This is a genomic window from Cyclobacterium sp., assembly GCF_014762705.1.
Taxonomy (GTDB): Bacteria; Bacteroidota; Bacteroidia; order Cytophagales; family Cyclobacteriaceae; genus Cyclobacterium.
Window position 1 is genome coordinate 84303 of the sequence record NZ_JABURL010000031.1, and the last position, 19705, is coordinate 104007.

At 48.2% G+C, this 19705-nt stretch carries 30 protein-coding genes; 2 read left to right on the plus strand and 28 right to left on the minus strand.

Annotated features, from left to right (window positions below):
* Nucleotides 1-2 precede the first annotated feature (2 nt).
* From HUJ21_RS05835 to HUJ21_RS05965, 27 genes are all read right to left on the minus strand, one after another.
* Nucleotides 3-191: a hypothetical protein gene (locus HUJ21_RS05835; RefSeq protein ID WP_291368014.1), complete on the minus strand. Its 189-nt coding sequence runs from the start codon at nt 189-191 to the stop codon at nt 3-5.
* Nucleotides 192-236: 45 nt separating this feature from the next.
* Nucleotides 237-662, minus strand: coding sequence for a DUF3820 family protein (locus HUJ21_RS05840; RefSeq protein ID WP_291368015.1), 426 nt, complete (start codon nt 660-662; stop codon nt 237-239).
* Nucleotides 659-1129: a hypothetical protein gene (locus tag HUJ21_RS05845; RefSeq protein WP_291368016.1), complete on the minus strand. Its 471-nt coding sequence runs from the start codon at nt 1127-1129 to the stop codon at nt 659-661. Before HUJ21_RS05845 ends, HUJ21_RS05840 begins: the two co-directional genes overlap by 4 nt.
* A gap of 11 nt (nt 1130-1140) precedes the next feature.
* Entirely contained in the window at nt 1141-1476 is a 336-nt protein-coding gene (locus HUJ21_RS05850; RefSeq protein ID WP_291368017.1) for a hypothetical protein, read from the minus strand.
* 3 nt (nt 1477-1479) lie between these two features.
* Nucleotides 1480-1935: a hypothetical protein gene (locus HUJ21_RS05855; RefSeq protein ID WP_291368018.1), complete on the minus strand. Its 456-nt coding sequence runs from the start codon at nt 1933-1935 to the stop codon at nt 1480-1482.
* Nucleotides 1936-2024: 89 nt separating this feature from the next.
* Nucleotides 2025-2420 (minus strand): hypothetical protein, encoded by a 396-nt coding sequence (locus HUJ21_RS05860; RefSeq protein ID WP_291368019.1) that lies wholly within the window; start codon nt 2418-2420, stop codon nt 2025-2027.
* Between the two features lie 37 nt (nt 2421-2457).
* Nucleotides 2458-3501, minus strand: a complete 1044-nt coding sequence (locus HUJ21_RS05865) for a phosphoadenosine phosphosulfate reductase family protein (RefSeq protein WP_291368020.1) — start codon at nt 3499-3501, stop codon at nt 2458-2460.
* Nucleotides 3498-5426, minus strand: a complete 1929-nt coding sequence (locus HUJ21_RS05870; RefSeq protein ID WP_291368021.1) for a DNA cytosine methyltransferase — start codon at nt 5424-5426, stop codon at nt 3498-3500. Before HUJ21_RS05870 ends, HUJ21_RS05865 begins: the two co-directional genes overlap by 4 nt.
* Before the next feature lie 172 nt (nt 5427-5598).
* Complete coding sequence (locus HUJ21_RS05875) at nt 5599-5922, minus strand: hypothetical protein (protein ID WP_291368022.1); 324 nt, start codon at nt 5920-5922, stop codon at nt 5599-5601.
* A 49-nt stretch (nt 5923-5971) separates the two neighbouring features.
* Nucleotides 5972-6262, minus strand: a complete 291-nt coding sequence (locus tag HUJ21_RS05880) for a hypothetical protein (protein ID WP_291368023.1) — start codon at nt 6260-6262, stop codon at nt 5972-5974.
* 19 nt (nt 6263-6281) lie between these two features.
* Nucleotides 6282-8783 carry a primase-helicase family protein gene (locus HUJ21_RS05885; protein WP_291368024.1) on the minus strand — a complete coding sequence of 834 codons (2502 nt, stop codon included), beginning with the start codon at nt 8781-8783 and terminating at the stop codon, nt 6282-6284.
* 8 nt (nt 8784-8791) lie between these two features.
* Nucleotides 8792-9082 carry a hypothetical protein gene (locus HUJ21_RS05890; RefSeq protein WP_291368025.1) on the minus strand — a complete coding sequence of 97 codons (291 nt, stop codon included), beginning with the start codon at nt 9080-9082 and terminating at the stop codon, nt 8792-8794.
* A gap of 64 nt (nt 9083-9146) precedes the next feature.
* Nucleotides 9147-10034 (minus strand): DNA adenine methylase, encoded by an 888-nt coding sequence (locus tag HUJ21_RS05895; protein ID WP_291368026.1) that lies wholly within the window; start codon nt 10032-10034, stop codon nt 9147-9149.
* Complete coding sequence (locus HUJ21_RS05900; protein ID WP_291368027.1) at nt 10031-10801, minus strand: hypothetical protein; 771 nt, start codon at nt 10799-10801, stop codon at nt 10031-10033. The genes HUJ21_RS05895 and HUJ21_RS05900 overlap by 4 nt, the downstream gene beginning before the upstream one ends.
* Nucleotides 10798-12342, minus strand: coding sequence for a DUF4942 domain-containing protein (locus HUJ21_RS05905; RefSeq protein WP_291368028.1), 1545 nt, complete (start codon nt 12340-12342; stop codon nt 10798-10800). The genes HUJ21_RS05900 and HUJ21_RS05905 overlap by 4 nt, the downstream gene beginning before the upstream one ends.
* Nucleotide 12343: 1 nt before the next feature.
* Entirely contained in the window at nt 12344-12598 is a 255-nt protein-coding gene (locus HUJ21_RS05910) for a hypothetical protein (RefSeq protein ID WP_291368029.1), read from the minus strand.
* 9 nt (nt 12599-12607) lie between these two features.
* On the minus strand, nt 12608-12955 hold the full coding sequence (locus tag HUJ21_RS05915; protein ID WP_291368030.1) for a hypothetical protein: 348 nt from the start codon (nt 12953-12955) through the stop codon (nt 12608-12610).
* Nucleotides 12948-13772: a hypothetical protein gene (locus HUJ21_RS05920; RefSeq protein WP_291368031.1), complete on the minus strand. Its 825-nt coding sequence runs from the start codon at nt 13770-13772 to the stop codon at nt 12948-12950. The genes HUJ21_RS05915 and HUJ21_RS05920 overlap by 8 nt, the downstream gene beginning before the upstream one ends.
* Before the next feature lie 176 nt (nt 13773-13948).
* On the minus strand, nt 13949-14467 hold the full coding sequence (locus tag HUJ21_RS05925; RefSeq protein WP_291368032.1) for a hypothetical protein: 519 nt from the start codon (nt 14465-14467) through the stop codon (nt 13949-13951).
* Nucleotides 14460-14807 (minus strand): DUF2528 family protein, encoded by a 348-nt coding sequence (locus HUJ21_RS05930; protein WP_291368033.1) that lies wholly within the window; start codon nt 14805-14807, stop codon nt 14460-14462. The genes HUJ21_RS05925 and HUJ21_RS05930 overlap by 8 nt, the downstream gene beginning before the upstream one ends.
* Entirely contained in the window at nt 14800-15066 is a 267-nt protein-coding gene (locus HUJ21_RS05935; protein ID WP_291368034.1) for a hypothetical protein, read from the minus strand. The genes HUJ21_RS05930 and HUJ21_RS05935 overlap by 8 nt, the downstream gene beginning before the upstream one ends.
* Nucleotides 15059-15379, minus strand: a complete 321-nt coding sequence (locus tag HUJ21_RS05940) for a hypothetical protein (RefSeq protein WP_291368035.1) — start codon at nt 15377-15379, stop codon at nt 15059-15061. The genes HUJ21_RS05935 and HUJ21_RS05940 overlap by 8 nt, the downstream gene beginning before the upstream one ends.
* Nucleotides 15351-15656, minus strand: coding sequence for a hypothetical protein (locus tag HUJ21_RS05945; protein ID WP_291368036.1), 306 nt, complete (start codon nt 15654-15656; stop codon nt 15351-15353). The genes HUJ21_RS05940 and HUJ21_RS05945 overlap by 29 nt, the downstream gene beginning before the upstream one ends.
* Complete coding sequence (locus HUJ21_RS05950; protein WP_163386552.1) at nt 15653-15871, minus strand: hypothetical protein; 219 nt, start codon at nt 15869-15871, stop codon at nt 15653-15655. The genes HUJ21_RS05945 and HUJ21_RS05950 overlap by 4 nt, the downstream gene beginning before the upstream one ends.
* Nucleotides 15804-16112 (minus strand): hypothetical protein, encoded by a 309-nt coding sequence (locus HUJ21_RS05955; RefSeq protein WP_291368037.1) that lies wholly within the window; start codon nt 16110-16112, stop codon nt 15804-15806. The genes HUJ21_RS05950 and HUJ21_RS05955 overlap by 68 nt, the downstream gene beginning before the upstream one ends.
* Nucleotides 16109-16378 carry a hypothetical protein gene (locus tag HUJ21_RS05960; protein ID WP_291368038.1) on the minus strand — a complete coding sequence of 90 codons (270 nt, stop codon included), beginning with the start codon at nt 16376-16378 and terminating at the stop codon, nt 16109-16111. The genes HUJ21_RS05955 and HUJ21_RS05960 overlap by 4 nt, the downstream gene beginning before the upstream one ends.
* Nucleotides 16378-16602: a hypothetical protein gene (locus HUJ21_RS05965; protein ID WP_291368039.1), complete on the minus strand. Its 225-nt coding sequence runs from the start codon at nt 16600-16602 to the stop codon at nt 16378-16380. Before HUJ21_RS05965 ends, HUJ21_RS05960 begins: the two co-directional genes overlap by 1 nt.
* A 167-nt stretch (nt 16603-16769) precedes the next feature.
* Between HUJ21_RS05965 and HUJ21_RS05970 the strand changes: the two genes are divergently transcribed.
* Both HUJ21_RS05970 and HUJ21_RS05975 read left to right on the plus strand, forming a co-directional pair.
* The gene (locus tag HUJ21_RS05970) at nt 16770-17192 is read left to right on the plus strand and encodes a helix-turn-helix transcriptional regulator (RefSeq protein ID WP_291368040.1); all 423 of its coding nucleotides are present in this window, start codon (nt 16770-16772) and stop codon (nt 17190-17192) included.
* Nucleotides 17193-17536: 344 nt separating this feature from the next.
* Entirely contained in the window at nt 17537-17803 is a 267-nt protein-coding gene (locus HUJ21_RS05975) for a hypothetical protein (RefSeq protein ID WP_291368041.1), read from the plus strand.
* 40 nt (nt 17804-17843) lie between these two features.
* Here HUJ21_RS05975 and ggt read toward each other — a convergent pair whose 3' ends face one another.
* Complete coding sequence (gene ggt / locus HUJ21_RS05980) at nt 17844-19505, minus strand: gamma-glutamyltransferase (protein ID WP_291368042.1); 1662 nt, start codon at nt 19503-19505, stop codon at nt 17844-17846.
* Between the last annotated feature and the right edge of the window lie 200 nt (nt 19506-19705).

Sequence of the window (19705 nt, forward strand, 5' to 3'; positions counted from 1 at the left end):
GCTTAATCCTCTTCCCAATAATCGGGTCTACAATTTTGACAACACGATTCCCTTCCTTTCTCCAGGGATTCCTTGTATTCTTCTTCTGTAAGGATCACATAGACTCCGGGTATCAGTTCCATGGGGCCCTCTATTTCGAAGGTCATGGTGTTGTCTTTTAAATTTCCGGTTACTAAATCTGCTTTGTACATAGTTTGATGATTTGAGGATATGATGATGTGATTGTATAGGTTGATTTAGAAAGGCAATTCATCATCCATTGTTGGATGCTCGTATATTGGCGAATAATTGTAATTTTTACTCACAGATGGATGACTGCAGCATGTTTCTTTGTTCTCCATGTTAAATTCAGAATATGAAAAAACCCTCTTTAATTCTGTACCTAATGGTTCTCCCTTTTCATCAACTTTAACAAAGTATTCATCCTGATGAAATATTTCATAGCATTCAGCGCATGACATTTGGAATACACAAAAAGACCTTTTTTGAACATCTTTGTTTTCGATGTACGATATGAAATTCACTTCGTCGGTGGTGAGTATTTCGTCTTTATCGTACCTTCTCAGGATATCATGATACATCCAGGTCAGGTGCTTTTCAGGAACCTGGGCCAATGGGATGTTTTCGTACTTACCAAAGGGCATGAGGGTCTCGTCTTTCATGATCCAAAAAGGGTTAGGTATTTCGTTCGGGTTACTTCTTCGCAGTCAGCGGGGAGCTGAACCTCCCATTCGTGATTGACTTCTATTCCGATTTGGGATTCATTTCTTCTAAGACCTGGTCTATTCCACATGTTATCGAATCCTATGGCTTCATTGATCGTATGTCTGCTTACTATTGGCAGATCATCCATCTGTGCCTGCAGTTCTTTTCCGGCTTTGTATCTTTTATTGGGGACATAGAAGCCTCTCCTTTTCTTAAAAGGTCTCCATTGTTTGGGGTCGGGGTTGGTAGTAAATTCTATTGCTACTACTCCCCCTATTGCTGCGAATCCGTCGGCAAGGAATCGCTTGGATCCGTGCATCTGAGATACGAATTTGATGGATTTGGCCCGACAGCGATCCGCTTCGTCAATGATGGCATTTAGCTTTTTGCCTGTTTCAGATTTGATATTCGTTATGAAGTACATGGATTTTAAGTTTAATTTTCGATTGAAAACCAGGCATCACGGCTTAGCTGTCGCAGTGCGGGTAGGGTATTGTTTTTCCAGAGGAAGAACATCTGATTGTCCCCTATCCAGGGATGCACACTGACCTGGCAATACTGCCCAAAGCTGTCATAGATCCGCCCTTCCATGGAAGCTGGGATTACCACGATATCCGGTGGGCCGAAGTCTTCGATCTTTTTTAGCAAGTGCTCGGATCCAAGCTCCGGATGGGAGAAGATGCTCCGGAAGAATTCCATCCGGATGCGGTCATTTTCGGCTTTCATCTGGTCAAACCGCTTCTTCAGTTCTTCGAGGTTTTTGACTGTCATGGCTTATGCTTTTAGCTCGTACTTATTTTCAGCTACCTTTTCCAGAGCCCGCAATCTTTCATATTCTACCCTGGGGATGATGGCATAGCCATCCAGCCTGGCCAGCACCTCTCCCTGATCATTGTCAAAGAATATAATCTCGCGGTTAGCAAGGTCTTTTTCTGTCAGCAAGGTCAGGCAGTTTTTTAAGTAGCTTTTCATAGGCTTCCTGCCAGTGTTCCTCTTTGATCTGTGCTGTAGCGATTTCTTCGCCTCCATTTTGCCTACTCTTTGGGCAAAAGTCTGAGCCTTCTTTTGGGTGAAGTACCCTGGATGGGACCTCAGTATCCGGGCTTTTTCCTTTTCGTCCATGGGAATCTTTTTCGTCACGTGGATGTAGACTTTCCTGACTTCTTCAGGGGCATCTTTGTACTCTTTTTCGCTGAGCTTTTTGAGGCTGTAGGAGATTTTGTCTTTCATGATTGAAGGAGATTGATTTAGATTGAAATAGATTGATTGAGATTGAATGCCCTTCGACAGGCTCAGGGCAAGAGATTGAAATAGATTCATTAGCCCCAGACGATTCCGGACCCATTGCATGACTGGCACATTTCCGGTTCTATGCTGGATGTGCTCCATTCGCCTGTGGTCTGATGGTAAAATCCATTGGGAACTAATCCATTTCCATTGCATACCGGGCACCTGTGGGCAGTTGTTTGATTTTGGATTGGTCCGCGGTTTTCCTTTGGTGTCGGAAACCATTTTTGCATTTCCGGTTCGGATTGTCGATTTATGTATATTTCTATCAAAAGATCCTTTGCTCTTTTTACAGCCGATTCCAGGGCTTTAAGTAATGCGTTTATCTCTTTAAATTCATCGGTTTTGTTCTTAAAGTGCTTGTCAGAGCGGATTTCCAAAATGATTAAAATTATTCGGTCGATTAGAAGTAGGAATTCATTTTTCATTTTATCGATGGTTTGATGATGTGATAGTATGATGATTTTATGTTGGGCCGGATCCTTCGGCGAATGCACCTGGAGGAAGTACCCATGGATCAACTGTGATTGGCAGTGGATATTCAGTTGACTGAGATAATTGACGTAACTCATCGTCGAAAACCCCTTTGTATGGTTTTCCTTTTTTAATGAAATCGGTAAGGGTAGCGTTTCTTTTCATCGTATGGCGAAAATCCTTTTCGAAGGCAACCAATTCCTGCCAGATCAACCGACCGATTTCTGCAGCTGAGGCAAACTGATCTGCATTGCCAAAGATGCAGAACTGGCAGCTGCACCTGCTCCATCCCAGGTAATAGCAGGGATGAACTCTTATTTGGTGTCTTTTGATAATGGCCCATACCTCGCTTTCTTTCCAGTCCTTAACGGGCCTGAACCTGTCCACTTCTCTGTCGTTTTTGCCTAAGGTAATGGTGCGGGTGATCTGCTTCTTTTTACCGGAAAGTGTCGCTGTATAGCTCGTCTGGTAGGTACCCTTGTACCTGTTGTCCGATCGGTCGGGTTCGTGTGTTTTATACCTGGCCCTGCAGGGGCTTTCCTCTCCCCGCTCTCCGGATATTACCAGGATTTTTTTATGGTGAAACCTGGCTTGGTTGCAGATTGATGCCGTACAAACATCTATTTTCAGGTAAGCACTGCACCAGCGTACTTTAAGGTCTGCGCTAACCTGCGGAAATTTCCTACGGGTGGTCTTTTTCCCGTTTCCAGGCTTGGATTTGCCTATTTTTCCATCTGGTGTTTCAAAAAAGATAGGTGCCGTTTGGTCATTTTCCCGGAGCATTTCTCTTTTAAATCCGCCCTCTTTCCAAGAAAAGTGTATTGGTACATTGAATTTTTTTGCAAAAGCCCTGCAGTAAGCTTCGGTCACTGGCCAATCCATAAAGCATTTATCTTTTCCATCAATGAGATGGTGCCATAATTCCATTTTTTCAAGTGGTACCCCCAGTTCGATAAGGTGAAGGAAAGCGGCCGTACAGTCCTTGCCTCCGGAAAAGCAGATGATGTAATGGTCGTAATCTAACAGCTGTCTCATGCTACGACCTCCTTTCTGGTTAGGGATTCGATGGAGGCAATCCTGGCCTGGGCTTTTCGCATGGCGAGGTTGACTTCTACGGCGTTGCCGATAAACCGCTTCTGGTCGGTCTGGGTGCCCATCATCTGGTAGCCGTCGCCAAAGCCCTGGATGCGGAGTAGCTCGGGTACTTTCAGCATGCGCATCTTGATATCCATGATGCCATAGGCGGCCATAAATAGCTTGATCTTCTGCATGGTCTCGCAGTCATCTTCGTAGATCAGGATGGCTCCCTCTCCTTCGGTGGCATCTACCAGGTAGGGCGGCATCTTGTCCATCCGGGCGATCAGGGTAAAGCAGGGCCGGTCCAGGTCATTGCCTTTGCTTGTGTACTGGGGATTGAGCAAGTAGAAGTGTTTCCGGCTGGCGAGTATCGTAGGCGCTGGTGCTTCGGTACTGGATCCGGTATTGCCATAGCTGTGATTCATCAGCCACTTGGTATGAATCAGGTTGGACTTGGGTACGGTGGTGATGGCTGCGGATGGCTTGTCTACCGATCCGGTCTGCCCTCCCCCACTGAACTGGTTCATAAAAAAAGCCGTCATCTTGCAGTGCTTGTCTGTGACCATCACAGTACCTGCAGGTCTGTCGATAGATTGGTGGTTTTCCTCTCCTCGGTATTGCTTGTCCAGCCATACGACCTGAATCTTTGCCAGGCGGTCTCTGGTGCTGATGGTGCTGCAGGGGCTGTCTGCGGATAGCAGGTTCTCTCCGGTGCTGTGGTATTTGGTCAGGAATGTGCTGCTGATCAGGCTCTGATTGGCAGAGGTGGTGATGGTCCGTGCCGGCTCGGTGAGTGGATGGCATTTCTGGTGAGGCTTGCCGCTAAAGTGCTTGGTGATAAACTGCGCCTTTATAATTCCCCAATGGTTCATGGTCGTAATGGTGCCAAAGGAATCTGATACAGATTTATTGATTTGGTTGCCGCTCATCCATTTGGTAATGAAACCTGGTTCCTTGCCCTCTCCCACGTATTTGACCAGGCCGGCATAGATGCGCCTGAGGGTATTTTCGGAGAGTGGCTTCTTCCTGCCAAAGATGCTTTTGCCTTCATCCTCCAGATCGAGTGCGGGCTTCACGGCTCGCCAGGGCTTTAGCTCGCCAAACATTCCGGACTGGACGGGATTTTTGGCATGGGTGGGCTGTGGCCAGGTAAAGGGCAGGTGGGTTTTTCTGAATTGCCCAAAGTAGCGTGTACGGGAGGTGAGGGCACCAAAGTCGGCGCTGTTCAGGATGCGGTGGTCGTAGGTATAGCCGTAGTCTCTGCAAATGGTTTCCTTCCATATCTGGTAGTAGCGTCCGTTTTTTCGGGAGTAGGGCACCATGTGGTAGCCGCCTGTTTTTCTCACCTTCAGATCACAGCGGTCTTTGTGCATCTTTTCGCAGGCGATCCGCAAGGGGCCCCAACTCATAAACTCCACCACGTTTTCGATATCGATGTAGTCCGGATCAAGCTGCTCGATGTAGCGGTACAGGTGTTCGGCCAAGGTACGGCTGTCTCCATCCCGGTGGTTGCCTCCCTTGGCTTTGCTGAAATGGGTGCATTCCAGAGATGCCCAGAGGCAGATAACCGCTTCGGGATTCCACTGCCGAATGATCCTGACCAGCTGTACCAGCTCCTCCAGGTCAAAGTTGCGGATGTCTTCCGTGGCATGCAGGATATTAGGGAGATTGGCCTTATGGGAAGCGATGGCCAGGGGGTCGTGATTGATGCAGTAGATCACTTTTCCGCCGCCCTTGGTCACTCCCCAGCTGACGCCACCTGCGCCGCAGAAGAGATCGATGTAAAAGACGTTCGTCCCCTGCTGCAGGGTTACGATCTCTCCTTTTTGGGAACGGAAGCTGAGGTCTCCGTTTTTGTTTACACTGTAGTTTGATGTTTTCATGATGTGTTATTGGTTGATTTGGGCAATAGGCACGAAAGCGGGCCGATTGAGGTCAAGGTGGAACGGAATAAAACCTCTCTGCCTTTCTCTCCTGTTTATGCCGTAGTACCTTGGGGCAGCTGGGACATTCTGGCCCTGTACCTTATCGGACCGGTGAGTAACTTGCCTGAAATCAATCAAACCCTTCTTCTTCCTCCTCTCCCATTCCCAGCATGGCTTTTTCCTTCCGTACTATCTCGCGGATGTCCCAGGCATTGACAGGCTTCACTTGCATGTCTTCTGCCAGGTGCTGCATCACTTCTTCGGTTATCGGATTGATGGCATAGATGGAATTGGGATGTAGAAAGCGGGTAAAGGAGGCGTTACTTTTGGTTTCGGGTACGTCCACCCGGATAAAGGTGGCTGAACCGATGGTCTGCTCGGATACGATGCCTGCCATCCGGGTATGGCCGAATAGTTCTATTAAGGCTGTGGTTTCAAATTTTTGATTTTCCATGGGTTTTGATGAATTGATGATGTGATATTATGATGATGTGGTGATGGTATTATTCGGAACCTCTTAGCTGTACATCAGCCGGGATAACTTCGCCATCCCAGGGAATATCATCGTCCAGTTCTTTTTTTATGGCATAGGCCATCGTTTGGAGCTTGTCTTCAATCTCGGGTTTGATGGTGGCCAGGGCTTCTTCTCTGGTTTTTAAGCCTATGGTCCTGTGACCTTTGGATTTGTACCGGACGACATTTTCTGGATTACCCGGTAAGGGGCTTTCGAAATATAGAATTGGGTGAAAAGTCTCTTCTTTTACGTTAAACAGCATTTTAATTAAAGCTCTCATGAGATTTGGGATTTATGATTTAAAATGGTAAGTCGTCTTTTTTCTCCTGCCAGAGTTGTTCTTGTTTGTATTGTTTGTCGTCCAGCTTTTCAGCTTCGGGGAAGCTGCCGGCCGGTGGGTCTTTGTCTTCTGATTTTTCGGGTTCGATCATCCAGGGGCTTTTGTATTCGAGGTATTCTTCTTCGCTCAGCCACTCTTCGGGCAGGAAGCAGTAGTGCCGCTGGTTTTCATCTTCAAATGATATCTGAGGCTCACCGTCGTGGCTGTATCCGGTGATATATGCAGGGATCTTGCAGCGACCGGTGGGCCGGTACTTCATTCCTTTCCGTTCCTCCAGGTAGTACTTGACCTCCTTTTCGTCAAGGCGGTACTTGCTGATATCGGGGTTGTTCAGCTTTTTCAACAGGGTACGGCGGGAGATACGCAGCTCGTCTACCTTGAAGGTGAGGAAGGTGTCTTTGATGTAGTTTTCTACCACTGCATCCAGACGTGCTTTGGTGGTCTGGGCGATTTTGCGCTGCTGCTCGGTTTCAAAGTCCTTGGGATCAAACCAGAGCCGGTCCACCTTGGGGTGGAATATCTTGCGGTGACTCAGGAAGTGTATCCATGCGGGGATCTCGGCTTTGAGCTTGTCTTCGAGATTGGGGTCCTTGGTGGCAGACTGCTGTACCTTCACCACAAACCAGCGGGTGTCCTCTTCCTCCATTTTCATGAGGTTGTCGGCATCATTGGAGCAGATGATCAGGTGGCCAAAGTACGGGATGGGCTTCACGTCTATGCCCTTTAGCTCCAGGAATATCTCCTTGGCCGTCACCATCTGCTTGAGCCGCTCCCGCTCTGCTTTTTTGTCCACGTCGAGGAATCCCTCATCCAGGCCAATGATAAATTTGCTGGCCCAGTGGGCGTTGAAGTTCTTTTTGAATTGCTCATTGTTCAGCACCGTGCCGTTGCCATTGTAGACCATGCAGAGCCATTCGAGAAAGGTGGACTTACCGGTGCCGTTTTCCCGGGATACCAGGCAGGGAACAAAGGTCTTCTGCGTGGGATACTGGTGCAGGATGGTGAGGTAGTCCATAGCGACGGTAAACTGGTCGCCCTTGATGGCATCCTCCTGATAGCACTTGCTTTCCTCATCCCACCAGATCCGGCCCTCACCCTGAAAGAGGTGCTTGATAAACCCAAGGGTAAAGTCTATCCGCCCGGGCTTGGGATCCCAGATCAGCGGCTCCATCAGGTTGTAGCAGCCATAGATGGTGCGGCGGTACTCCTTGGGGTCCCAGCAGGGCAGGGAAAAGAAGCCGTCGTATCGGGGAATGTCCCGGTTGATCATCTGCTCGGCGATGTACTTGGGATAGTCCCGCTTGATCTCCGTCACGGACCACTTCTCAATGCGCTCTTCGGGGATCTGCCGGTGATTGGGCAGGGTGACGCGCTTGATCCAGTTGATGCCAATCCGGGCAAAGCGATCGGACTCGGCAGACTTGACGTACTTGAGCTCTTCTCCGGTCCATTCGTACTTGATCTTTTTAAAGATGAAGGGGCGGCTGCCGATGTACTCCTTGTAAAGGGTGTAGAAGGTCTCCTTATTGATCAGGCCAAAGTGCTTGTCCACGGTGCCGGCCTGCCCGTCTGTAAGCAGAATACCCTCAAAGTAGGTTTTGGAAAAGTGGAAGCTCATCAGGTCGTCCATGATCTCCTTGTGCTTGGCTGGGATATTCTGTAGCAGGTCATCCAGGCCCTTTTCAGTCTCCTGGTGTTTTGCCTTCAGGTGCATGAAATAGACATTGTTCAGCTCTACTTCCTTGTCTTCAAGCAGCAGGTGCAGGCTGTTGCGGAAGTTTTTGACGGCATTGGCAAAGGAGCTGGCCCGGTAGCTGAGGTCTTTGTCTTCCTGCCACTTGAGGGTAAGGGTATCTGCATCGAGCAAGAGGACGATATTGCGCACCTTACATTCCAGGATGATCTGCTGGATGGTCTCGTTGATCTCTTTTTTGTGATTGAAGTCGCTGGCATAAAAGCCATGGATACCCGGCAGGCCGATAAACTCCACCCCTTTCATCTGCTCGTCGGCAGCCTTCACCATCCAGCCTTTGAAGGCCTTGAACTCCCCCTCTACCAGTACCAGCGTCTCTATCTGCTCCTGATCTACGTACTTCCGGATCACCCCGGGGGTGAGGTAGGGCACCACGGGGCTTCCCTTTTCCTGATGGTATTTTTTGGTGTAGGTCTTGCCCTCTTTTTCGTAGGATTCCTCCTTTGCCAGGCGAATGCGCACAAAGTTACGGGGCCACTTGGTACCTTCTTTTTTCCAGGATACGGGATTGCCATTGGGCAGGAAGTAGTTGATCTGAATGCCTTTGTCATGGGCTTCAAATGCTTTCAGGGATTTGGTTTCATCGGTGCGTTTGTATCCTCCTTCTACAGATTCGTACACAGGCGTGGTGATGGTGTTTACCTGGTCTGTGATACCGAGCTGCCGGAGGCGTTCGCTAAAATAACTATGTACTTCCTGTGTGGGCATGGTAAAAATCAGTCGTTTTTGATTTGAGCTGTTAATTTTCTAAGGTCTTCGGTGTGCTCGTCCAGCAGTCGGTATTTGATCCGGATCTGCTCCTGGCTGAGACTTCGGTCGTATTCAATTTTATTGTGGATTCGCTGAATGTCGTCTTCCAGCATCATCCTGTCTTTTTCGAGCTGGCTGAGATTGGGCTTCCCTGATGGCTCCATCGATGTCTCTGAGGGCTGCCTTGTAGTCGTGGGTGAGTTGGTACCTTCTTTTTTTGAGTGCGTTGATACGTCCTGACTTCGTGGTGTGTACATGGTTGATCGCTTTTATAGTAGATTTTGCTGTTTTGATGATTTCTGTGAGGTTATTGGTCATGGTTTAGTGATTTGATGATGCGCTGATGTGATGATTTGGGATGGATTCGAATAGCGGATTGGAAAAGTCCTTTGCCTGATAGTTGATCCATAGGCATTCGGTGCGTTTGGATTCGTATCCTTTGCCATTGGACTTGGCTCCCCTGGAGTAAGTGTTTAGGTCTATTCGGGTAAATCCGTTTGCTTCCAGTGCCTCCGTATACATCTTATGGGCATATCCGGACATGATGACTTTGCCTTTGCAGCTGGTCACAAAGTCCAGGGTATTCTGGTGTTGTTCATCCGTCATTTCAAAGGAATAGTCATTGTAAGTGACCCTTGTTTCCTTGAGGTAGGGATTATCCCAGTAGAAGCAGGTTTCCTTACTATCCCACTTTTTGGCCACTACGAGGCAATCCTGATTTTCGATGATGAGGTCTTTTATCCTGCGGTGAATGGCCGGAAGGGATTTGATACCATTGAAATAAGTTCGCGATACTGAGCTTTCGTATTTTATTCCTCCGTAGTTGAAAGATTTATTTCCCAGGCTACCTAAGTATCCCATTGACAAAAGCACATATACCTTTCTGGCTTTTTCTACTGGGTTGGTTTCGGTTTTAAAGGTAAAGCGGCATCTTCTCCACTCTTCTCTGCTGTATGGAGTGAGGTCCAGCCTGCGTTCCAGTTCGCGGAAGGTATCCGGATCCCTTACTACTTCGAATAGGGTGACGATATTGTTATCAATATCATTGTAGATCTCACAGAAGGATGGTTCTTTTAGCATCATCACCCCTGCCATACCGCCACAAGGCTCACAATAATGCCTATGCACCGGGAGGATCTGGGAGATAAACTTTCCCACCTTATTGAATTTGCCTCCGTAGTAGGGTGTGAGTGTTTTGAGCTTTGTCATGGTTGATTGGGGTTAGATTTCCCTTTGATTCCACTCCCTTCGGCTCCGCTCAGGTACTGCAGGATATTGAGAAGGTGTTTTTCTCTGGCTTTGATCTGCTGGTATATCTCCCAGGTGCGGTAGTAGTCGTCCATGCAGAGTGCCTGCCAGAATTCGGCTCCCAGCATGCACAATTCTTCATCTTCGGGTTGGCCGGGTTCTCCATCTTCCCTTCTGGGGATGGCCGGATCCAGCTGTCCACAGGGGCAGGTTTGGAAATGGGCGGAAAGGACTTTGGCTCTGTCGATCTGCCCGGGGGTACAGCAGTCTTTGATAAGATCATCCAGAAAGGTCTCCCAGTGGAATGGTGGTTTTGAAGTAGGTGTTATATAGGTGATTTCCACTTCTGATGAGGTATCTAAGGATTGGCCTTCAGCAATATTTTCTTGGGGAATGGTAAGGGTATAATTCCGGGCCATTTCATTGGTTATTTCAGCAGCACACCTCATTAACTCCTGCTCTATTTCCTTACTTACTTCTTCTAGTGTTTCCTTGACCATCTGAGACCTTATCCACTCCGAAAACGGGGGCTCGTAGTACGTTTTCTTATCCGTTTTTAGTCTTTCCCAGTGAGCGATGTAGTCCGGGGCATCGGTAGCACTGGCCTGTATATCCCGGATAATGTAGATGATCCCGGCTATGCAGGCCATCAGGATCAGGGAACCGACCAGGATGAGGTAGCCGTATTGCATGGGGGTGGTAAGTTCGTGTCCTTGTAGTATGGTCATGCTGTTTTTTTGGTTCGTGATTTTTTTCTGGAATAGCCCAGGTTGAATTTGCCCTGGCAGGCTACCTGGTTGAATTTTGCCCGGAGGGCTTCGTCTTTCCACTTCAGGTGGATGGTGCCTTTCTTGTAGCAGCGGATCCAGAAGAATGCGCTTGGGTGCCAGGACTGGTCGCCTATGCGTACCTGCCGTATGGCATTTTTCAGACTTAGATTGGTGTGTTTCTGCTCGCTGTCTTTATTATTTTCCATGGACCAGCCTTCGGGGATCTTCCACAGGCTGTCGAAGTCCGTACCGGTGAGGTAGCACATCACCCGGTCGATGTCGGAGAATTCGTCCCATCGGCGGTGATTGACCGAATAATGGCTGCCGAATCCCATCTCTATATAATGAGGCAGGATCACCTTGGGTCCGACTACCCAGGCTTCGTTGGTCTTCCATCCTTCGGGGTGGATGCGGTTTGTGCTGTGGTACTTGGTAAAGATGTCGAATACCTCGATCACGGCATCATTGAGGATCTTGTCCTTGTTCTGGACGATCATCATGATGAGGGCGTGGATATTTTCCCGGGTCAGGTCCATGGCTCCCTGTGATTTGGCAAACTCTTCGAAGGTCTTCCGGGCGGAATTGGTCAGGTACTTTTCTATCTGGAGTTTGGAAAGGATGCTCTTCCAGGCGCGGTACTTGAAGGTGTCCATAAAGGCATTGTACCTGCCGGTGTCGGTACTTTCGTCCTTGCAGGCTGCCGCTGCCATATCCAGGATATGATCGGTACTCCGTAGTATGGGGCCGGAAAAAGACACCAGGGCATTCCGGGCTTTGATATAATCGGTAAAGGCCTCTTTGGTCTTTTCATAGCAGCGGAGCAGGCTGCCGGTGAAATCATTTACGGCTACTGCATCGCCTACCATTTTGTCACTGAACTCCACTTTGGCTTCTTCGGTGAGGTTCTGGAAGGTGAAGTCCACTTTGGATTTGCCTTCCTTAATTAGTCTGACGATGCAGGTTTCCACTTCGGTACTGCGCTCGGCATCTGTAAAGACAGGCCCGATGTGCTCCACCGATCCGTGGTCATGGATCAAGCGAGTGAGCAGCTTTCTGTTTTCGGAATAAGGATTCCGCACCGTCTCGCTATTGAGCAGGCAGATGATGCTGCCCCGCTGAAGTATCTCCCACATGTGGAGCAGGTGCCGGTCTCCGGAGGAAAAGGGCGGATTGGCAATGATCAGGTCAAAGCAGTAGTCGCCGTCGTATTGCATGAAGTCGTTTCCGATGACCTTGTAGCCCTTGCCCTGGAGGATATGCGCCAGGTTGGGATCCTGCTCTATGGCATAGAGGTGCTGGGTGCGGGCGTGCCCCTGCTCCTTAAGGAAGTCCAGGATATTACCGCTGCCTGCCGATGGCTCCAGGATGTGGAGTCCGGCAAGTTTGTAGTGTCCCCTGACGTGGTTGTGTTCCCGCCAAGATTCCTGATGGTAGGGAGCCAGCATTTTTTTGATTACCTCCGGGGGAGTGGGGTAAAAATCTTTGTTTTCTCGGTACATGTCAGTCTTCTTTTTGCCAGGCGATGACCGGGCAGTGAATGGCTATGGTTTCGTTGAGGTGCAGCACGTAATCCCACTGCTCCCGCTCGATGAGTTCGAACTTGTGTATTTCGAAGTCGTGGGCTTCCGCTACTTCCAGGAGGTAGGCGATCAGGCGGTGGTACACCTTCTGGCGGTTCATGGCATGCAGGTAGAAGTCCCTGAAGCGGCGGCTGCAGGTATCGGTATAGTGAGCGGTGAAGGCCTTGTAGTCCATGGTTTGGGTTTATTTGAGTATGGCATACTGGATGTGTACAAAGTCTGCCTTTTCCAGCCCATTGAGGCGGTCCAGGTCGAGCTCGTATTCATTGCCCTGGCAAAAGATGTATCCATCCAGGGAGCGAATCTTTTCGGGCGGATATTGCTTGTGAAGCTCATCCTCCTTATCTGCAATGGCTTGCAGCAGGCGCTGCTTGCGGTCATCCATGCGCATGGCCTCCGGAAAGGCCACGGTAAGTTCCTCAATGGTATCGATGGATATCATCCGCTGGACGATAAAAGCGATGAGGACGATCACCGTGAATGCGGCCAGTACCATCATCAAGGCGATAGAAATGGGGATCAGGTCATTCATGGGATACCTCCTTTCCCTTACCGGTGATCTGCAGGTAGTTTTCCAGGATGGTGTCGTCTGATGGGCGTCCGGTCTTGGAGAGGATTCGGTATTGGATAACCCAGACCCAGGGGTTGGACTTCCACGAGGATTTGCCGTTGATTTTATACCAAAGGGATTGGAAACTTTCTCTGGCATTACCAGTGCTAGAATAGCCACTAAAAGAGTCATCGCCACCCATCCCATGCCAGGTATAGTTTAGGAAAGTATTGGGATCGTAATGAATATTTCCCTTTAGGAATAGAGTGGAAACGCCCTCAGCAATTGCATCCTTCTCTGTGATATCCTGCACCCGCTCCACCCGGATATCTTCCACCATGAGCCAGAGGCGTGCGGCTGACTTGGGCATGTGGATGGAGGGTTTCCATCTATCTACGAAAAAGAGAGAGTCGGCTTTGTGGGCATAAAATGGATTACTGTCTGTATCCAATACTTTCGCCCAGGTCTCCCTCACCCAAAGTAGGTCGCCGGGTTTTCCGTAGGGAGATTTCACGTATTCCGTTTCCCCCAAAGGTTCCGTAAAGCCGAAATATATTTCCAGCGGATTAGGATTTACCTCTTCGGATCCATTATAAAATCTGTTAATGGATTTTCTGGGATCATCTTTTCTATTCCAGAATATGGGATCAGCATTAAATCGGTTTAAGCCAATTGTCCTCCTGGTCTGCGTCTTTCGATCTTCTAGATTGGCCTGGACCATTTTGGTCTGGAAGAGGATGGGCCGCTCGGTGATCAGGTGGCCTGATAGGTAGAACTGGTTTGGTTTTAGCTTAGGCATTGGAATCCTCCTTTTTTTTATTGAAAAACCTTTTCAATGGCCGGCTCCAAATCTTAAACCCCCATTCTCCCTCTCTACCGACCTGGAAACTCCATCCATGCCATAAAAGCAATGCCCATATTATAATTAGGATGGTAAGTGGGGAAATGAAAATCAACCAATCCCAAACTGTCATCTTATCCATAATATTCCTCCTTTCTCAATAGATCATATCGGGATAGAAATTTCTTTTTTGCGCTTTCGGATGGCATCGGGTAGAAGCTATTGTCCTTTAATACTCTTAGCATATGATGTTCAAGCTCTAGCTGCCTTTTGTCTGCAAATTTTACTTCAGAGCTCGTAGGATTCGGAAAACCAAACTTTTCAGCAATAGCTTTCATCAGGTTGTTTTCCAGTTTGACATAGTCCGGTAGATGCTTTTTAATGGGCTTAGGGATATCCATCAGATAGGCTTCAGTGGCATCATGCAGAAGTCCTTCTAGCTTAAAGGGAGCACTACACAAAGTGCTTACAGCTATGGAATGCTCCGCCACGGATAGGAATCTGGCCGTTTGCCCGGCAAATCGGGGTACATGACTCAGCCCGTGGGCGATGTCTTCTATGCATATACTATCCGGATCCGGGTCGAATACATTCAGGTAATGACCGGAGTAGGTCAGGATGGTATCTCCTGCGTATAGGGTGGGATCAGACATCTTTCACCTCCATTTCCAGATCGTCTTCATCGAGCTCAAAAGGCTCCGATTTAATTAAAGTGATGCCGATGGAACCATCAATAGGACCAAAACCCTCTTCGGAGAAACTATCTTTGACATTTTCTACAGAATGGAAATTAATCTCCATGGCATGTCTTAGAACAGCCATGGCATACTTTTTCATAACTTCATCTATCGGGTCTGCTTCTTCATCGTAATCCCAGGTGAAAAACGTAAGGGTTTCATTGGCCATTTCTGGTGTAAACTTTTCCAGGTCCACTTCAAAGCTGACTTCCGCTTTATGAAAATCGTAATTGAAATCATATCGCTTTTTAGCCATTGGAGGCCTCCTTTCCTAAAAGCGATCTATCCAGGTGTTCGGCATTTACCTGTAGGGTCGCAATTTTTTCCACATGGGATAATGGTATCATTTGGTGATCTCCATGGCATCCTGTTTGTATTTGCAAAGCTTCTTCATAAGTAAAGACATGGGATTTTGAGATATCTGTAGTGTATCCAGCCTTTCCAGTTCGCCAAAATATCAAGGAATTTCCTACGAAACCTTTTGACCACATTAAGTACATTTCTTGCTTAGCCATTGGATACCCCCCTTTCATGTGTGATGGTAATGGGTCGCTCGTGACTGTAGGCTACCGGGACGGTGCTGCCCAGGGGTACGGGGGCGGTCATTTCCTCATAGTCCTGCGCGGTATATCGCTTGCGGTCGTTGACACGGACCACGAAATCAAAATAACCCTGCATGCAGTGTTCGAGCTGGGGCGATACTTTGTGCCACTTCTGCCCCCGGTAGCTGATATCTACCTGATACAGTCCGCCATGGTGGACTATGGGCGGAAGCTGGTAGGGCGGTGTATTGAGTATCTTACTGGTGATCTGTTCTAGATTGTACATGTGTCGGACATTTGGTGATTTGGATAAATTCTGCTTTGAGCTGATCAGAGATCAATATCTCATGGTCTCCGAATAACTGGATCTGCACGGCATCCCTGCAGCGCATGTCTTTTGGCCTGTGCTGCAGCCTCCAGTATTCGAGTTGGCGGGCCAGCTCCTCGAAGCCGGCAAAGACCTGGTCTTCTTCTTCGATGTACTGCTTACACTGCTTTACCCACTCGAGCATGACGATCATGGTAGGATTGCTGAGGTCGCTGGTTTTGTAGCGGATGTTCATTGGAAAAGGGATTTGACTTTTCTTCCGGCCCGTTGGGCTTTCCTGATCGTGGTATTTACCTTACCCTTGTAGATACTTCGGGTCTCCTGTGCCAGCATCACGCAGGTGGCAAAAGCGATGGCGGTCAGGCAAATTGCCAGACGTACTTTAAATTTCCTGTTCTCCTGAGGATCGGTCTCGATTCCCAGGTACCTGTTTCGGTGAATGGTTTCCATGATGATTTTCGTTTAAAATGTGCTCGATGCGCAGCCTGGTATGGGGAAAAAATGCGGCATCGGTAATGGTTTTGATTTCTGCCTCGATATTTTTGAGGTGCTTTTTCTGAAAGTACAGGTCCAACATGGTCCTGATAAGATCTCCCTTCAATCTGTAAAGGCTTCTTCTCAGGTTTTTGATGTACCTTTTGGTGGTGCGCTGGTCTTTCAGCAGGAGCCGGAAATAGGATGGATGTCTCATAATCCTCTAGATTGCTGTATCAGATCGAGCATCCGCTGACGCAGCTTTGCATACCTGCTTCTGGGATCGGGAAGGATCAGGAGGATGTCCTGCTCCACCTGGGCTACAGCCCTGAGCTGTGCCGCTTCGCTTTTGTCGGCAAAGAAGTCCGCCACCCGGTTGATCCGGGAGATGGCGTTCATTTTTCCGGCCTCCATGCTGTTCGCTATCTGGTAAGCCTTCTCCCGGCTTTTAGCGAATTTTTTGAGTTTGTGTAGTGTCTCCATTAGTGAATTTCGCTAGTCATTACTTCTTCCGGATTGATCTCGGTGACTCGCTTCACCCAGGCTTTGATGGAGATCAGTTCCGACACACTGATATCGGTCTTGTTGGTCCCCTCTACCAGCTGGGTAAAACGCCGCCTACTGAGCCCCATTGCTTGTAGAGCTTCATCTGTAGGCCTTACATCTTCGATTCCGGCTTCTTCAAATAATTTCTTGATTGCAATCATTTTTTAATTTGATAAGTAACTTATTCGCTTTTGTTACGTAACAAGATTAGCGTTTTTCACTTTTTATTGCAAGTGTTTTTAGCTTTTTATTAGTGATTTTCGCCTATTGTTTTGATTACCAGTTAGTTAAATTTGCTAGTAAATGCTAGGGAATTTCACTAAAAACAATGGCGAGGAAGTTTAACAAGGAAATGGTCAAGAAAGAAACCGATAGGTTTAACAGGGAGGTATCCCTGAACCTCAAGCAACTTAGAGAAGAGCGGAATTTTACTCAGGAGTATATGGCAGAGTGTATCGGGAAGGATTATTCATCCGGATATGCTACGCTTGAACAGGGTAAAAAGAAGCTCAGCTTTGAAGATGCGGTAAAAATCAGCGAGTGCCTGAATGTACCGCTAATGAGAATTTTGAATCCTTCCTTCGATCCATCAAAAGAAAATGTTTCTGAGGAAGAAAGACCGCTTTATGGCAAGCCCAAAAAATCTTCTATGCAAATCTCCGTCACGCTTACCGGTGACTTCGGAGACCTTCAAAAACAAATCCGCCTTTTGGAAAAAGTGAACGATATCCTGGCAAACGATTCAGTTTAACGAGCAAATGTTGCTACATCACTGGATAATATACTGAGGATAAGGGTTTTAAGTTTGGCCTGGTCGGCCAACGTTTTACCGGCCCAATTTAAGAGCAATCTTAAGTTGGGTCGGTTTTTTTTTGAATCGAGACGAGTGGAGTGGCTGCCGGGCTGAGTCTTGGAAGAGACTTTGGGACTGAGGGGCTTAGAAATTTGGGGATGAAGTAATAGTCTTTTTTGTCACGAAGGACCAGGAGGATGCACAAAGGGCACAGAGTTTTTTTTTAAAAATTAGTGAAGATTAGTGAGAAGGGACATTAGGGCTGGGAAACTATAAGACTAAGGGACTAGGAGACCTATGAGATGTGGGATATTATTCCTACCAAGAGCCTACCTGGATTGCCTACGGAACAAATCTCTTATCCAAGGGAAGAATTTTGGACAGCACCTATGGCATCAAAAAATAAAAATAGCTCCATAGAAGAACAGGGTTTAGCGGATGGCATAAACCGCATTTTGCTCAGGCCCCAATACTTTCAGGAGGGTAGAGTAGCACTTTGTGCTCCGGAGAAAGGAAATCCTCCTCCGGAATTCCGGAAAGAAACCGATGTTGCTGTAGCCACTCTCTGATTTTTATACGTTCCTGCCCATCAAATTGCGCGACAACCCACTAATACCCCGCAGCCTGTCCGTCCTTTCTGGATTCGGAAGCTCCGTAATACACCCCATTTTTGAGCATGATGGCCTGATACCCTCCAAAGATCCCCTTTCCCATGCGCAGGGTATGGCCTTTATCCATTAGGTCACGGATCACTTCGTAATCGAAACCTGACTCCAGGTAGGTTCCGCCACTATTGCTATTTTCGTCCCGGTGGTAAATCCGGGGGGCATCGCCTGCTTCCTGCAGGTTCATTTTAAAATCGATGATATTCATGATGATCTGCGCATGTCCCTGCGTTTGCATGTCGCCGCCCATCAGACCAAAACTCATAAAGGGTTTGTTGTCCTTCGTTACAAAAGCAGGAATAATGGTATGGAAAGGTCGCTTGCCGGGTGCATAGTTATTGATATGCCCTTCTTCCAAAATAAACCCGGCACCCCTGTTTTGCAGCACGAAACCCAAACCAGGTGGCACTACTCTGGAACCAAAGAGCGCCGAATTGCTTTGAATCAGGGAGACCATATTGCCCTCCCCATCCGCAACTGTCAGGTAGATCGTGTGGTCACCGGAGGTCAATCCTTCGGCAAACTCCCCTGCCCTTTCAGGATCAATCAATTTTCTGCGTTCTGCCCCATATTCTTCCGATAACAAACGATCTATGGGAATGGTACCGAAATTGGGATCGCCGTAAAAGGTGGTCATGTCCGCGTAGGCCAACTTTTTGGATTCTAAAAAGGTATGGATATGGGCCGCACTGCCATAGCCCATGCTGGCCAGGTCGAAGCCTTTGAGGATATTCAGCATCTGCAGCGCTGCCATCCCTTGCCCATTGGGTGGCATTTCCCAAATGTCGTAACCGCGGTAATTGACCGATACCGGATCAACCCATTCGGGCGCATTGTCCGCCAGGTCTGCTGTGGTAAGGTAGCCTCCTTCCGCTTGCACATGATCGGCGATGGTTTGTGCGACTTTTCCGCCGTAAAATCCATCCCTTCCCTGGTTTGCGATGATTTCCAGGGTATTCGCCAGGTCCGGATTTTTAAACAGCTCCCCCAAACGCGGTAGCCTGCCTTCACTGGTAAAGTAAGTTGCTTTAAAAGATGGATTACCAGGCCCCAGATTGACGGTGGAAAAATTATCCGACACTTCGGAGGAAACAGGAATACCCTCCCTGGCATAATTGATGGTAGGCTCCAGCAAATCGCTGAATTCCAGGGTTCCAAATTTCTCATGAAGCGCAAACCAACCACCCACAGCACCGGGAGTTGTAACAGACAGCGGACCTGTAGTACGGCTTTTACCCGCTTCGATCTCAGCTTTGAATTTGTCTATCGTTAGGCTGGCCGGTGATTTTCCGCTGGCATTGAGTCCATACAGTTCCTGGGTTTTTTCGTCCCAAACAATGGCAAATAAATCGCCCCCGATTCCGTTATTTCCAGGGTCAGCAAATCCCAAAAAAGCATTGGCTGCGATGGCTGCATCCACTGCAGTTCCGCCACGCTTAAGTATCTCGATGGCAATCTGGGTGGCCAGCGGATGATTGGTGGCCGCCATTCCATTCCGGGCCAATACTTCAGACCGGGTAGCAAAAGACTTGCCCGACAGCCTGTCCTGGGCTTGCGACAGGTGGAGGGATGTCAGTAGTAACAGTATTGAAAAGAGTGCTTTCATTTTGTCTGGTATTAAGTGGCATTAGTAAACGGTAAGCCGACACTGGAGTTTAAGCTAGGAAAAAAAACGCAAACGATCATGGAAATAGGTATTAAAATGCTTCTTGCCAGATTGAGGGAGATTGATGAGGGGCGACTGAGGGACTTAGAGACCTAGAGACTGAGGGACTTAGAGACTGAGGGATTGAGGGACTTAGAGAT